The 13,720-nt window shown below is 34.2% G+C and carries 11 protein-coding genes; 10 read left to right on the top strand and 1 reads right to left on the bottom strand.

The features are described 5' to 3' along the window. The first annotated feature begins 457 nt into the window (after window positions 1–457). Window positions 458–2,185, top strand: a complete 1,728-nt coding sequence (locus tag SPD89_RS21170; RefSeq protein ID WP_336263927.1) for a nucleotide sugar dehydrogenase — start codon at window positions 458–460, stop codon at window positions 2,183–2,185. Between the two features lie 433 nt (window positions 2,186–2,618). Here SPD89_RS21170 and SPD89_RS21165 read toward each other — a convergent pair whose 3' ends face one another. After that, complete coding sequence (locus tag SPD89_RS21165; RefSeq protein ID WP_336263926.1) at window positions 2,619–3,653, bottom strand: hypothetical protein; 1,035 nt, start codon at window positions 3,651–3,653, stop codon at window positions 2,619–2,621. Window positions 3,654–3,888: 235 nt separating this feature from the next. Between SPD89_RS21165 and SPD89_RS21160 the strand changes: the two genes are divergently transcribed. The 9 genes from SPD89_RS21160 to SPD89_RS21120 all read left to right on the top strand — a co-directional run bounded on the left by SPD89_RS21160 (window position 3,889) and on the right by SPD89_RS21120 (window position 13,602). After that, on the top strand, window positions 3,889–4,545 hold the full coding sequence (locus tag SPD89_RS21160; RefSeq protein ID WP_336263925.1) for a hypothetical protein: 657 nt from the start codon (window positions 3,889–3,891) through the stop codon (window positions 4,543–4,545). Window positions 4,546–4,622: 77 nt separating this feature from the next. After that, on the top strand, window positions 4,623–5,156 hold the full coding sequence (locus SPD89_RS21155; RefSeq protein ID WP_336263924.1) for a hypothetical protein: 534 nt from the start codon (window positions 4,623–4,625) through the stop codon (window positions 5,154–5,156). A gap of 12 nt (window positions 5,157–5,168) precedes the next feature. Continuing rightward, complete coding sequence (locus SPD89_RS21150; RefSeq protein ID WP_336263923.1) at window positions 5,169–5,459, top strand: hypothetical protein; 291 nt, start codon at window positions 5,169–5,171, stop codon at window positions 5,457–5,459. Window positions 5,460–5,573: 114 nt separating this feature from the next. Then, window positions 5,574–6,569 (top strand): glycosyltransferase family protein, encoded by a 996-nt coding sequence (locus SPD89_RS21145; protein ID WP_336263922.1) that lies wholly within the window; start codon window positions 5,574–5,576, stop codon window positions 6,567–6,569. Between the two features lie 836 nt (window positions 6,570–7,405). Next, a complete protein-coding gene (putP, locus tag SPD89_RS21140) occupies window positions 7,406–8,893 on the top strand; it encodes a sodium/proline symporter PutP (protein WP_336263921.1) in 1,488 nt (495 codons plus the stop codon). A gap of 265 nt (window positions 8,894–9,158) precedes the next feature. Beyond that, window positions 9,159–9,449: an Asp-tRNA(Asn)/Glu-tRNA(Gln) amidotransferase subunit GatC gene (gene gatC, locus SPD89_RS21135; protein WP_336263920.1), complete on the top strand. Its 291-nt coding sequence runs from the start codon at window positions 9,159–9,161 to the stop codon at window positions 9,447–9,449. A 12-nt stretch (window positions 9,450–9,461) separates the two neighbouring features. Then, entirely contained in the window at window positions 9,462–10,931 is a 1,470-nt protein-coding gene (gene gatA, locus SPD89_RS21130; protein ID WP_336263919.1) for an Asp-tRNA(Asn)/Glu-tRNA(Gln) amidotransferase subunit GatA, read from the top strand. Continuing rightward, window positions 10,928–12,355 carry an Asp-tRNA(Asn)/Glu-tRNA(Gln) amidotransferase subunit GatB gene (gene gatB, locus SPD89_RS21125; protein WP_336263918.1) on the top strand — a complete coding sequence of 476 codons (1,428 nt, stop codon included), beginning with the start codon at window positions 10,928–10,930 and terminating at the stop codon, window positions 12,353–12,355. Before gatA ends, gatB begins: the two co-directional genes overlap by 4 nt. A gap of 305 nt (window positions 12,356–12,660) precedes the next feature. Further along, window positions 12,661–13,602 carry a diacylglycerol kinase gene (locus tag SPD89_RS21120; protein ID WP_336263917.1) on the top strand — a complete coding sequence of 314 codons (942 nt, stop codon included), beginning with the start codon at window positions 12,661–12,663 and terminating at the stop codon, window positions 13,600–13,602. Window positions 13,603–13,720 lie beyond the last annotated feature (118 nt).

The raw sequence follows: 13,720 nt of genomic DNA, 5'->3' as shown, positions 1-13,720 counted from the left end.
GCGAATTACAAAATTATTCAGCGCACTGACGGGATTCAGCGATTACAATCATCAGATAACCACCAAAAAAAGTGCATTTTTTGTGGCTTATTTGGTGTGCCCTTAGAAATATTTTACATAGAAGTGTTTCACTGATTTTGTTTTCACACTATATCCTCCTTCTGCTTAGAATAACAACAACTTTGACTATTTTTATTTGAACAGACTAATTTAATAGAATATTTAGCTTTACTTTTAGCGTATTAAGTTGTTGTAAAACTATAACGGCATCTAACTCGGACCAAACTAATTATATTTACGCACTAGTAGGAAACTATAAGGATTGCCTATTAAAATTAATAAATCTAATTCAATACATAAATATTACTTATTTGAAATGCCTTTTTTATTTTGAAACCTGAACAACAACTTTTGAATTGCATATAACATTACTAAAAGAATTTGAAAGGAAATGGATATGATAGATAATTGTACTGTGCTTTTTTTAGGGAAGCATGAATTAATCAAATATCATTTAAAACAGTCTTTCAAAACAGATGATTATAAGTTAATTGAAAAAAAAGAAGTTAAAAAAAAGTCATCCATTCCTATTATTTATCCATTCCGCCAAAAAAATATTGATATGGCTAGTAGTGTATTAGATGAGGCAATGGAATGGATGATTGAAAAGAAGCTTGATCCATCTTTATTTTTTTTCATTAATATAAATTCAAGAGTACAATCTAGTAAAATTGATCAAAAAATAAGTAAGTTACGAGACTTATGTCAGAGTTTTGTAGAAATAACCCTTGATGCAGGAAAGGATAATAGTTCGATTATGATTAATGATATTGTTAAGCTTAGTGAAGTCATCAAACAATATTTAAACTATCTTCCAAAAATAAACGATGTTAAGCGTGAGATAAATCCAAACCCTAAGGTAGGTGTTGTGGGGTTAGGATATGTAGGTCTTCCGGTGGCACTAGCCTTTTCAGAAAAATTTGATGTTCTTGGATTTGATATAGATGAAAGTAAAATTAATATGTTAAAAAATAATGAAGATCCGACGCAACATTTTTCTAGTTCTATATTACAAAAGGCAAATATTGAATTTGTAACAGAGGCATCTAGACTGAAAGAATGTAATTATATTTTTGTCGCAGTTCCGACGCCGATAACATCAGCCAAAAAACCGAATCTCACTTTTTTGGAACATGCATCAGCATTAATTGGGGAAAACCTTACTCCTGGGACTGTAGTTGTTTTTGAATCTACGGTTTATCCCGGAACAACCGAACAAATCTGTCTACCAATCTTAGAAAAAAAATCAAAATTATTAGCTGGAAAAGACTTTTTCGTCGGATATTCGCCTGAAAGAATAAATCCAGGGGATGATGAGTATACCTTCAAAAATATTCCAAAAGTAATCTCGGGTCAGAATAAAGAAACTGTTGAAAAAATTTATATGATTTATCGACATGTTCTAAATGGAACAATTTATAAAGCACCTTCCATTAAAGTCGCAGAAGCGGCAAAAATCGTTGAAAATACTCAACGTGATGTAAATATAGCCTTAATGAACGAACTTTCCATTATATTTGATGTGTTAAATATTAGTACAGACGAGGTTATTAATGCGGCCAAAACAAAATGGAATTTTATCCCGTTTTCTCCGGGACTTGTAGGAGGGCATTGTATTGGTGTAGATCCATATTACCTGATATATAAATCTACTCAAGCTGGGTACCATCCTAAATTTATTTTTAGTGCTAGAGAAGTAAATGATGAAATGCCAAATTACATTGTCAAATCTTTGCTCCAATTGGTTGTAAAGCATCGATTAGATATTAAAAATTTAACTGTAACCGTATTAGGAATTACATTCAAAGAAAATATTTCAGATATTCGAAATTCAAAATCTTTAGAAGTTGTCAAAATGTTACAAGGGTTAAATATAAATGTTCAGGTTCATGACCCTTACGCTTCCAAAGATGAATTATTAAAACATGGGATTCAACTCAAAGAAAAGGAGGAATTAAATAAGGCAGATATTCTCATAGTAGCTGTACCACATAAAGTTTTGATACAGCAAAACAGAGCGGAATGGCAATCGTTATGTAAAGAAGGAAAAGGGATTGTAATGGATTTAAAAACAGTGCTTCCTGGAGATACGTTTAGTGAAAAAAAAGTCATCTGGAGTTTATAGTAGTACGTTGCTAATGAAGGATAAGGCTGAGACAAAATTGTTTTAATAAAGAAATTTCTAATAGAGGATGTTCAAAAAGTCCGGTAAAAATGACACTGCGAATTTCGCACGAATGCTTGTTTCTCCGCTACTCATGTATCTAAATGCATACATTCCGCTGCTTGAAACTGCGCCGCCTCGAACTTCTTGGTCCTTTTTATCCTCCTTTTTGAACACGCATTAATAAGTTAGTGGTAAATAACTGACCGGAAATATTCTCTAAGTTCCCGATGAACGACAGCACGTCCTAGTATTGATGACATCATAAATTTTAAACGTGGCAAAACGTCAGCACGGTCCTAAGACTTAGCATTATAGCCGTCCGAGAGTATACGTATATTTTGATCGTGTTTTGTCTCAGCCTTATTGTTCCAATTCATTTATATAAATTATTTTAGTTATTATTGTTGTATTTTTGAATATTATTAAGTTTTTTCAGTTTACCGATCTCTTTGTTTCCTTCCGATTTTTCGTTGTCCATATCTTTTGGAGATCTAACAGGATTGTATATTTTACGGGGGACTTTTAAGTTCATTAAGTTTCTATTGACATTTGTAACTGTATTAATTTTTTTAGAAGGTATAGACAGGATGCTTTGTGCAGTTTGGATCTCTCTAAAAGTAATGCTCTGGTTTGTGTTCTTAATATTATCTTCTATTCTCCTGTTATCCTCATCCTCAGTGGGCACATTCATTTCATTCGCTTTTTTTTCTTTTAATAAAGCTTTAATTTCTTCAAGTTCTTTTTTTAGATCCATCGTTTCATGTTCAGTTTTTTTAGAAGTTATGTTTTTTTCTTCATTAGCGTTTTTTAATAAATTCTTAATTTCTTCAAGTTCCTTAATGGTCTCATGCTCATTTGGGGAAGTATTTTCCTCGTCAAGTAAATTAAATTCAAATTCTTTATGATTTGATTTTGTTTCCTTTTTCTCATTCATATTATTTTCAAGCTCCTTTCCATTATTAGGTAATTCTTCTGAATGTACAGAAAAATTAATATCGTCCATCATCATAATCGAATTAGTCTCCGGGTAATCCAAACGAAATTTTACCATGACTTGATAGGGCTTTTTTGAGTTTATATTTTGTACTTTTTTTTCTGGATTGCTATTTTTAATAAGTTCTTGAACAAATTTTACTAGGGGATAATAATCTATTTTGATCTTGTTCGTTGTATAATGGTGGTTTGGTTTAGAGTCTATTAAATGACTTAGGAATCCCTTATTGGTAATTAAAGGATCAAATTGTTGTAACAGATTATAGATGATTACTTGTTTATTATTATTGAATATTACGTCCAACTTAAAAGGATTATAATTTTTTAACTCGCGTACCTCTTGAACTAGTTCCAATTGTTGTTCTTTTGTTTGTTTGTATTGTTTATAAATTAGTTGTTTCTCATTTTCCAGTTGAGTAATTTTTTTTTCCAATTGTAAAATATACTCTTCTTCTGATTGAAGCATATTATCACCCAAAGTTAAGTTCAATATATTGATATAAGTGTATGAATATAGAAATTTTTATGTGACATTAAATGATACTTTTTCATTAATGCCTAAATTATAGTAAATAGGAACAATTAGGTGCACAGCCGTAGCAAGATAATATTTACAGACATAGATTATTAACGAATAAGTCAAATATGAGAGAAGGAGAAGATTGTTTATGGGTACAAATCCAAAACAGATCGGACCAGAGATGTTGTGCATAAATACAGATAAAGTGTATGATTGGGTGATTTTGCAAGCAAATATTAACAATACCATCACGGCTGCTGATTTGGGAGTATTACCTGTCGATCCATGCGATCCTGCAGTAACAAATTTGACGACTGAATGTTATTTAGTAGACGCTGCTGGAAATCGGTTACCTCCTAACCAAGAGATAGCTGTAATGGAAACAAATGACAGACAGGATCGTACTTTCTTAGTTGATGGCAAACAAGTACTATTGCAAAAAGTTACATTTCAAAGCACAGTAAATGTTGTTGTTGAAATTAGAGGATTAAATGGAACGACACCATTTGTAGAACAGACTGCACCGATTCCAATTGAGATTCCTGAATCTATCTTTCTGTGTGCTCCAGAAGGTACAGATCTAATTGTTAGACTTTCTGACATTGAATGTAATGTAGTATTGAATTGTGCTGGAGGAGCACTAGGTAGTGTTGATGTTTCTTTAAATCTTTGTCAAAGTGTTCAAACTGTTACGAACGTGACTGTAGAGTTGCCTGCATCATTTTGTCAACCAAGAGAAGTATTTACGGAGCAATGCTCAACTCCGATCATTCCTGCACAGTGTCCGGTCGTTTTTCCAGGATAATAATTTTTATAAACCTAGCATATTTATGAAGTGGGGGTCTGCCCACTTCTCTACTTTTTAACTAGGAGGGTTTTAATATGTCGGTATTAGATCTAAAGGCAAAATTGAAAAAAATAGAAAACGAATTCGAACAAGCACAAAGAAAAGCCATTGAAATGATTGAATTAAGGGAATCATCTTATGAAAAAGATTTTGTTTTTTGTTATTTTGACCATTCTCTAATTCCGGAACATGAATCGGATTCTAATCTTATCATAGGTAGTATTTATGTTAAAAATTTTTCGAATGAACAGAAACAACGGCCACTTATTTTAATAAAAGTTAATTCAGAGGATGAATTTAAATTTTCAGGAAAATATCTATCGGAAAAACAAAAAAACATCCAGGGATTTCAATGGAAAAGAATTAATTTGGAAAATCTAGATCAAAGAAATCATTTTTGTTTCATACCTACAAGTAAGGAATATTTATCATCTGATGAGACAGTCTCCTTTCAAAATTTTCAAATTAACTTTCCTTTAAAATCTTCAATAATAGTAGAGGGATTTGTCTATTTTAATGAAAGTAATGACGGGGTACCTGCATCTAATTCCATTCGGGTTGGATTATAAGGGGGGCTTTTTTTGGATATCAATGATCATAATATTAAAAAAATGATTGAGAAAAAAATAATAAGGTTGCTGGAAGCAGAGAATGAATCGATAATAAGTGAACATAAAATTACTGGTACAGATTCAACAATTCATATTCATCAAAACTACGATATATGTTTATTATTGTATTTATATTTATTGGATAAGAATGATGTGCCGAAAAAGGAAATAAAAGAACTGGAGGATCAAATTAATAGACTGGAGAGTATTATTGTAGAATTCAATAAAAAGTTAAGTAATTATCAAAATGAATTATCATAATTGATAGGATAAACAACATCCAAAATATTTATTTTTCTCTTTTAAAAGCGACAGTCTATGCAGATTATGTTTTACATCATACTATATACCAAATGGCAATAAGGTGGATGAAACATGACCGATAAACTTAAAATACTAGTGTTAATCAGGAAAATCTGGGAATATGCTAAACATCGACCTAAGATGGAAATGGTTAAGACTTTAGAAAAGTTTGCAGATGTTTATTATTGGCATGAAGATGGACATATAGACGATATCCTTAAAAAAATAAAGATAACACCTGATTTTATTTTTCATTATGATATTGCTTGGCTAAATGGGCTAGCTCCTAAAATTGAAGGATTAGGAAATACTAATATAGCTACTGGCAGCTTTGTTATTGACTTGCATTGGGAGCCAAAAACAAGAATTCAATACTTTGAAGACAATCATATTGATATAATTTTTTCTGTTACAAAAAATCCTTTTCTCAAAGTTTTCCCTCAATATGAAGAAAAACTTTGTTGGTTACCCTGGTCTATTAACCCTGATATAATGAAGGATTATGAATTAAAAAAAGATATCGATGCCCTCTTAATGGGCTTAGTGTATTTAGACAGTAATAATCGTGGAAAGCATAGATTACCAAAGAAATTACCTTATAAAGATCGATACGCATTTCGAGATGCGGTGTTTAGGAAGATGAAAGATAGAGACGACTTTGTCTTTCATCCTCATCCAGGACATCGGGTAAAAGATACGGAAAAATTGATGGTAAATGAGAGGTATGCGAAAGAATTAAACCGTTCAAAGATTTTTTTCACTTGCGGCAGTAGGAGTGAACACGGAGGAGTAGCTGTTCTAAAGTTTTTTGAAGCACCTGCTTGTAATACTTTGTTGTTAGCTGAAACGAATCAAGATATTGAAGATCTCGGATTTGTAGATGGAGAAAATTTTGTCGCTTGTACGATTGAAAATGTCGTGAATAAAGCTGATTATTATTTAGCGAATGAACAAGAACGGAAACGGATTAGTGAAAATGGCTATCAATTTGTTCATCACAATCATACGAATGAAATGAGGGCGAAGCAAATGATTCAGGAGATTAAACAGTATCTCCTGATTAGATAACTCTTTTTTTAAGAGATTTATAAGCTATCCTAGGTTAAATGTAAATTGATCCTTTGGATAGTTTTTTTATGAAAATAAATATATAATGATAGTAATGTAAACATAAATTATACATAGAGGGTAGATTTAGCTTTATAAGCTTTCGTCTAACTTTATATTCTTTACAATAATGCAGTTAAAACTAGAATACCGAGTGGATTTAAGTGGATCTTAGTATAGGAGGTAATCTAGATAAATAAAACGAAGTTACTTAGGTAAGAAGTGGGTAAAAGAGGATGTTCAAAAAGTCCAGTAAAAATGACACTGCGAATTTCGCACGAATGCTTGTTTCTCCGCCGCTCATGTATCTAAATGCATACATTCCGCTGCTCGAAACTGCGCCGCCTCGAACTTCTTGGTTCTTTTTATCCTCCTTTTTGAACACGCACTAAAAGATGGCATTATTATAGACGAACAGCTTGAGGCGATTTAAAAAAAATATGTAAAAAGAGATCAAAGTTATAGTTCTTTTCGCAGTTTTATTAATGAACATAGGAATTTTGATTTTTATTTTTTCTGATTGGGCTCAAGTTCCGAATCTTACAAGGCTTTCTGTCATGGTGATTTTCATGCCTATTCTTTATATTACAGGGTCTTATTTTTATTATTGTAATCTTGGTAAAAACGCCGAGTATGGGATGAATAGCACAACTGAATAAAGAATCATCAAGCAGAATATATACCAGATTGCCTATTGTTATGAAGTATATTTCTATCTCAATTGATTACAATACGCATGTGTATGTGTTTCGGTAATTTTTATTAAAAAGTGAAAAATACTTAAAGGAGTGAGTTTTATGTCAACAGATCATATTTTTCAGCTTATTGCCATTCTTATTTATATTATTGGAATGTTATTAATTGGCTGGTACGCATATCGTCGTACAGCAAATTTAACGGACTATATGCTTGGAGGCCGCTCGCTTGGTCCAGCTGTTACTGCACTTAGCGCTGGTGCTGCTGATATGTCGGGATGGTTACTTATGGGGCTACCTGGGGTAATATATACATATGGGCTTGTGGAAGCTTGGATCGCTATAGGGCTAACTACAGGAGCTTATTTGAATTGGATTTTCGTAGCTCCACGTCTCAGGGTATACACACAAGTATCGAATGACTCCATTACAATTCCAAGTTATTTAGAAAATAGATTAAAGGATAATTCTAGAATCTTGCGTATTGCCTCTGGAATCATTATTTTAGTTTTCTTTACCTTTTATGTGTCATCTGGAATGGTGGCTGGAGGTGTCTTTTTTGAAAGTTCATTTGGATTATCTTATCATGTTGGTCTGTTAGTCGTTTCGATTGTTGTTATTGCATATACTCTTTTCGGAGGATTTCTCGCAGTAAGTTATACAGACGCCGTTCAAGGATTAATTATGTTTCTAGCTTTAATCTTAGTGCCAATATTTGGTGTATTCCTTACTGGAGGAGTTGGTGAAACGGCTCAAACAATTCGTGAAGTTGACCCCAAATTATTAAGTCTAGTTTCCGGTGCTTCATTTCTGGTAATTATTTCCGCTTTAGCATGGGGGCTTGGGTACTTCGGACAACCACATATTATTGTTAGATTTATGGCGATAAATTCAGTAAAAGAAACAACGCAGGCAAGAAGAATTGGAATCAGCTGGATGATCCTCAGTTTAGTTGGAGCAGTTCTAACAGCGTTGATCGGGATCGCATATTTTCGCCAAAATCCAACAGCTATTCTTACAGATAGTGAGGCAGTCTTTATCGAGCTTGGACAGATTATTTTCCATCCATTTGTTGCGGGAATAATGCTCGCTGCTGTTCTTGCTGCAATTATGAGTACAATATCCTCTCAGTTAATCGTCACCTCTTCTGCGTTAATTGAGGATCTGTACAAAGTAGTAATTAATTCAGATGCCTCTGATAAAAGGTATGTGTTTCTTGGAAGGATGTCCGTTCTTTTCGTCTCAATTATTGCTTTAATATTTGCTTGGGCAAAGACAAAAACAATTTTAAAGCTTGTTTCATTTGCATGGGCAGGTTTTGGTGCGTCTTTTGGTCCAATTATTCTATTAACATTATATTGGAGAAAAATAACGGCAAGTGGTGCAATTGCAGGAATGGTAGTTGGAGCAGTTACAGTTATGATTTGGGGGAACTCTCCACTAACAGATACGTTGTATGAAATTGTTCCAGGGTTTATTTTAAACTTGATTGTTACCGTGATTGTCAGCAATTTAACTTATAAAAAGAATGATGAAATCGAAGCAGAATTTGAAGAGACAGAACGCCTTCTTCAAAAAGAAAGATCTTAAAATAAAAAGTAAAAGTAAGTATTGTGACATATAATCCAGATGTAGTTTTAATGATCTGGATTATATGTCATTCTAATTTTTCTACTAAAAAATTTAAAATGATATCAAAACTCGTCATTATGCTTATACCAAACAATAGCGATTAGTTGCTATTTTGTCGGTTTTTCTGATATTATCAAGGGTGTTGTAACTTTTATTAATAAACATTGATCATAAATTTTAAAGAAGAACAGTATTGTTTAAAGATTTTTTGGAGGTGAAAGAAATGGCAGAAATTACGAAAGAAGACATCCAACGGACAGCAGACCAAGCACGCTTAGCATTGTCAGATGAAGAAGCTGCAAGTTTTGCTGTGCAGTTGAGTGAAATATTGTCATTTACTGAGAAAATAAACGAAATTAATACGGATGGCGTAAAACCGACAACAAACGGTAATCAAAATAAAAATGTATTACGAGAAGATAAACCAATAAAATGGGATAAAAGGGAAGAAGCACTAAATAATGCTCCGGAACAAGAAGACGGTCAATTTAAAGTGCCTGCAATCATGGATTAAGGAGGTTAGAGAATGAGTTTATATAATTTTACGATTAAACAAATTGAAAATATGTTACATAAAAAAGAAATTTCAGCAGAAGAGTTAGCGGGAATGGCCTTTGAACAAATAGAAAAAGTCGACGACGATATCAAAGCTTTTTTAACGTTAAATAAAGAAGGCGCACTGGAAAAAGCGAAACAAATTGATAAAGAAAATGATTATGACAAAAAATTAGCCGCAATTCCTGGTGCAATTAAGGACAATATTGTTACAAAAGGAATTCGGACAACTTGTGCAAGTAAGATGCTCGAAAATTTTAACGATCCCCTTTATGATGCGACCGTGACTGAAAAGTTAGCGAATGAAAATTCACTAATGATTGGGAAAGTAAACATGGACGAATTTGCAATGGGTTCATCTACTGAAACTTCTGCCTTTAAGAAAACGGTAAACCCGTGGAACCATGATCACGTACCAGGTGGGTCAAGTGGGGGTTCGGCTGCTGCAGTCGCTTCTGGAGAAGTTATGTATACGCTTGGAACAGATACAGGAGGCTCGATTCGTCAACCAGCTTCTTTTTGTGGACTCGTCGGAATGAAGCCTACATATGGTCTTGTTTCACGTTTCGGCCTTGTTGCTTTTGCACCATCGCTTGATCAAATTGGTCCCTTAACAAGAACAGTCGAAGATAATGCCCGTGTATTAGAAGTTATTGCAGGCCATGATAAAAATGACTCAACAAGCAGTAATCAAACAATTCCTTCCTACTTAGATGCACTTTCGGAAGATATTAAAGGTCTAAAAATTGCTGTGCCGAAAGAGTTTTTAGGGGAAGGTGTTTCTGAAGAAGTTAAAGAATCTGTTCAAAATGCTCTACAGATGTTTGAGCTTTTAGGTGCAACTTGGGATGAAGTTTCTTTACCGCATTTAGCATATGCGGATGCTGCATATTATTTAATAGCCAATGCAGAAGCCTCTTCAAGTCTTGCAAGATTTGATGGAGTTCGTTTTGGTAATCGTTCTGATAACGCTAAAGATATGATCGACATGTTTAAACAATCACGAACAGAAGGTTTTGGTGAAGAAGTAAAACGTCGAATACTAATGGGAACAATCGTTTTGACTGGGGACAATAATGAGGCTTATTTCAGAAAGGCTCAGAAAGTCCGTACATTAATTCAAAATGACTTCAACGCGGCGTTCGCACAATATGATATTATTCTTGGTCCAGCCACACCAACAGCCGCATTTAAATTTGATGAGAAAATTAAAGATCCGTTAGAAATGTATACGAGTGATATACTAACTGTTCCTGCAAATTTAGCGGGGCTTCCAGCGCTTTCTGTACCAGCAGGGTTTTCGGAAGCAGGCTTGCCGTTAGGGTTACAAATTATCGGTAAACATTTTGACGAACAAACAGTTTATCGTGCCGCACATGCGTATGAAAAAGCGACAAATCATCATAAAAAGCGTCCAGAAACAGGGGGTGCCGAAGAATGAAATTTGAAACAGTTATTGGATTAGAAGTCCATGTTGAATTAAAAACGAAGTCAAAAATATTTTCATCAAGTCCTAATGCTTTCGGTAGTGAACCGAATTCAAATATAAACCCAAAGGATTTGGGATATCCGGGAACATTACCAGTATTAAATGAAGAAGCCCTGAATTTCGGTATGAAAGCTTCAATGGCTCTAAATTGTGATATTGCTTCTGAAACTGTGTTTGATAGAAAACATTATTTCTATCCAGATAATCCAGCTGCTTATCAAATATCCCAAGATAAACAACCGATAGGGGAAAATGGTTGGATTGAAATTGAAGTGGATGGGAACAAAAAGAAAATAGGTATTGAACGCATTCACTTAGAAGAAGATGCGGGAAAATTAACCCACGCAGTTGATGGATCTCTCGTTGATTATAACCGACAAGGAACACCTTTAATTGAAATTGTTTCAGAGCCTGATATTCGCTCACCTAAAGAAGCGTATGCGTATTTAGAAAAATTGAAAAGTATTATTCAGTATACTGGTGTGTCCGATGTCCGAATGGAAGAAGGATCGCTTCGTTGTGATGCAAATATTTCTCTACGCCCAGTTGGACAAGAAGAATTCGGGACAAAAACAGAGCTTAAAAATTTAAATTCGTTTGCATTTGTCCGAGCAGGACTCGAATATGAAGAAAAACGTCAAGCGAAAATATTATCTGAGGGCGGCGTAATTGAGCAAGAAACACGTCGTTATGATGAAAAATCGAAAAAGACAATTTTGATGCGTGTAAAAGGCAGTGCCGACGATTACCGGTTTTTACCAGACCCTGATCTCGTCCCTATATACATTGACGATGAATGGAAAGAACGAATTCGAAAAGAGATTCCTGAACTACCTGATGCACGAAGAAAACGGTATGTAGAAGAAATGAACTTACCAGAATATGATGCAGGAGTTATGACAGCAACAAAAGAAATGGCCGATTTCTTCGAGGAAACGGTTAAACTTGGTGCAGATGTAAAACAAGCCTCCAATTGGCTCATGGGAGATATTTCTGCATATATGAATAAGCATGTAAAAGAACTTCACGATCTTGCGATTACACCTGAAGGATTAGCAAAAATGATCAAGCTCATTGAAGATGGAACAATTTCATCGAAGATTGCGAAACAAGTGTTTGCAGAACTTGTTGAAAATGGAACAGACCCTGAAAAATATGTTAAAGACAAGGGACTTGTCCAAATTTCAGATGAAGGACAATTACGTGAGATTGTTGATAAAGTACTTGGTGAAAATGAACAATCTGTAAATGACTTTAAAGATGGAAAAGGACGTGCACTCGGTTTCTTAGTAGGACAAGTTATGAAAGCGACCAAAGGACAAGCAAACCCACAAATGGTTAATAAAATTCTAAAAGAAGAAATTGAAAAACGATAATATTACTATTTCTCTTAAACAAAATTTACTAAAGACTACTGCTTGTAATAGTAGTAGTCTTCTTTTTAGCAGATAAGTATAAAACTTTCCTTACTGCTCACTGGCTCACTGGCTAAAACCGTCACATTCCGGGACAGCGAGATCGCTAGTCCGATAAATTTGTGACAACACCATTACTAGTACGTCAATCACTCGTAAGTGCACCTGAAGCTTGGTGATAAGCCAAATTTTCTATGATAGGGAAAATTCTTAGAATTGACGATACAATCGTTTTTCTAAGTTGTTTCCAAGAGGGAGGTCTTTTTTTGAAAAGCGCACGAATTATATATAACCCAACTGCGGGACGGGAAACCTTTAGAAGAGAGCTTCCAAAAGTGTTGGAAAGATTTGAATTAGCCGGTTATGTAACTTCGGCTCATGCGACTAGAGGAGAAGGAGATGCCACAGAAGCTGCAAAACTTGCTGTTGAACGCAAACATGATGTTGTGATAGTTGCAGGTGGAGACGGAACGATAAATGAAGTGGTTCAAGGGATTGCTGAAGCAGATTTTCGTCCAAAACTTGGGGTAATCCCGGCTGGAACAACAAATGATTTTGCAAGAGCACTATCGATTCCACGAGATACCAAAAAAGCTGTTGATATAATATTGAAGGATAATGGTAAAGCACTTGATATTGGAAAAGTGAATGAACAATATTTTATCAATATAGCCGGTGGTGGAGACTTAACAGAATTAACATATGATGTTCCGATTAAACTAAAGTCTGCACTTGGTCAATTAGCATATTACATTAAAGGAATTGAAATGCTCCCTTCATTAAAGCCTGTATCAACCGTAATTGAATATGATGACAAGGTGTTTGAAGGGGATATTATGCTGTTTTTGGTTGCAAATACAAATTCCGTTGGAGGATTTGAGAAACTAGCTCCAGATGCACTTATTGATGACGGATATTTTGACTTATTAATTTTGAAAAAAACGAATCTCCCTGAGTTTTTACGAATCGCAACAGCCGGTTTGCGAGGCAATCATCTTGAAGACGAACATATAATATACACCCAGGCCAAGCGGATAAAAGTTACTCCAAAAGAAAAAATGCTTCTAAATATAGATGGAGAATACGGTGGAAAATTACCTGGAGAAATAATTAATCTCAAGCAGCATATCGAATTTTTCGTTAGCGATGAATTTATCGAAAGAGAAGCGAGAATTAAGGGAAACTTGGAAACAAAGGAACGAAACTAAAGCATAATTAGCTAATAGTTTCGTTTTTTTGTGTGAATTTCGTTTCTAACAATTCACTCCTAAAACGGTCACGATTCATACCGAAACATGCCCGTTTTCCATGACACTTACTCAAAAC

It is taken from the genome of Pseudogracilibacillus sp. SO30301A (assembly GCF_037072025.1).
Lineage (GTDB): Bacteria > Bacillota > Bacilli > Bacillales > Amphibacillaceae > Pseudogracilibacillus.
The sequence above is the reverse complement of the archived record's forward strand: the minus strand, read 5'-3'. Positions and strand labels throughout refer to the sequence as shown.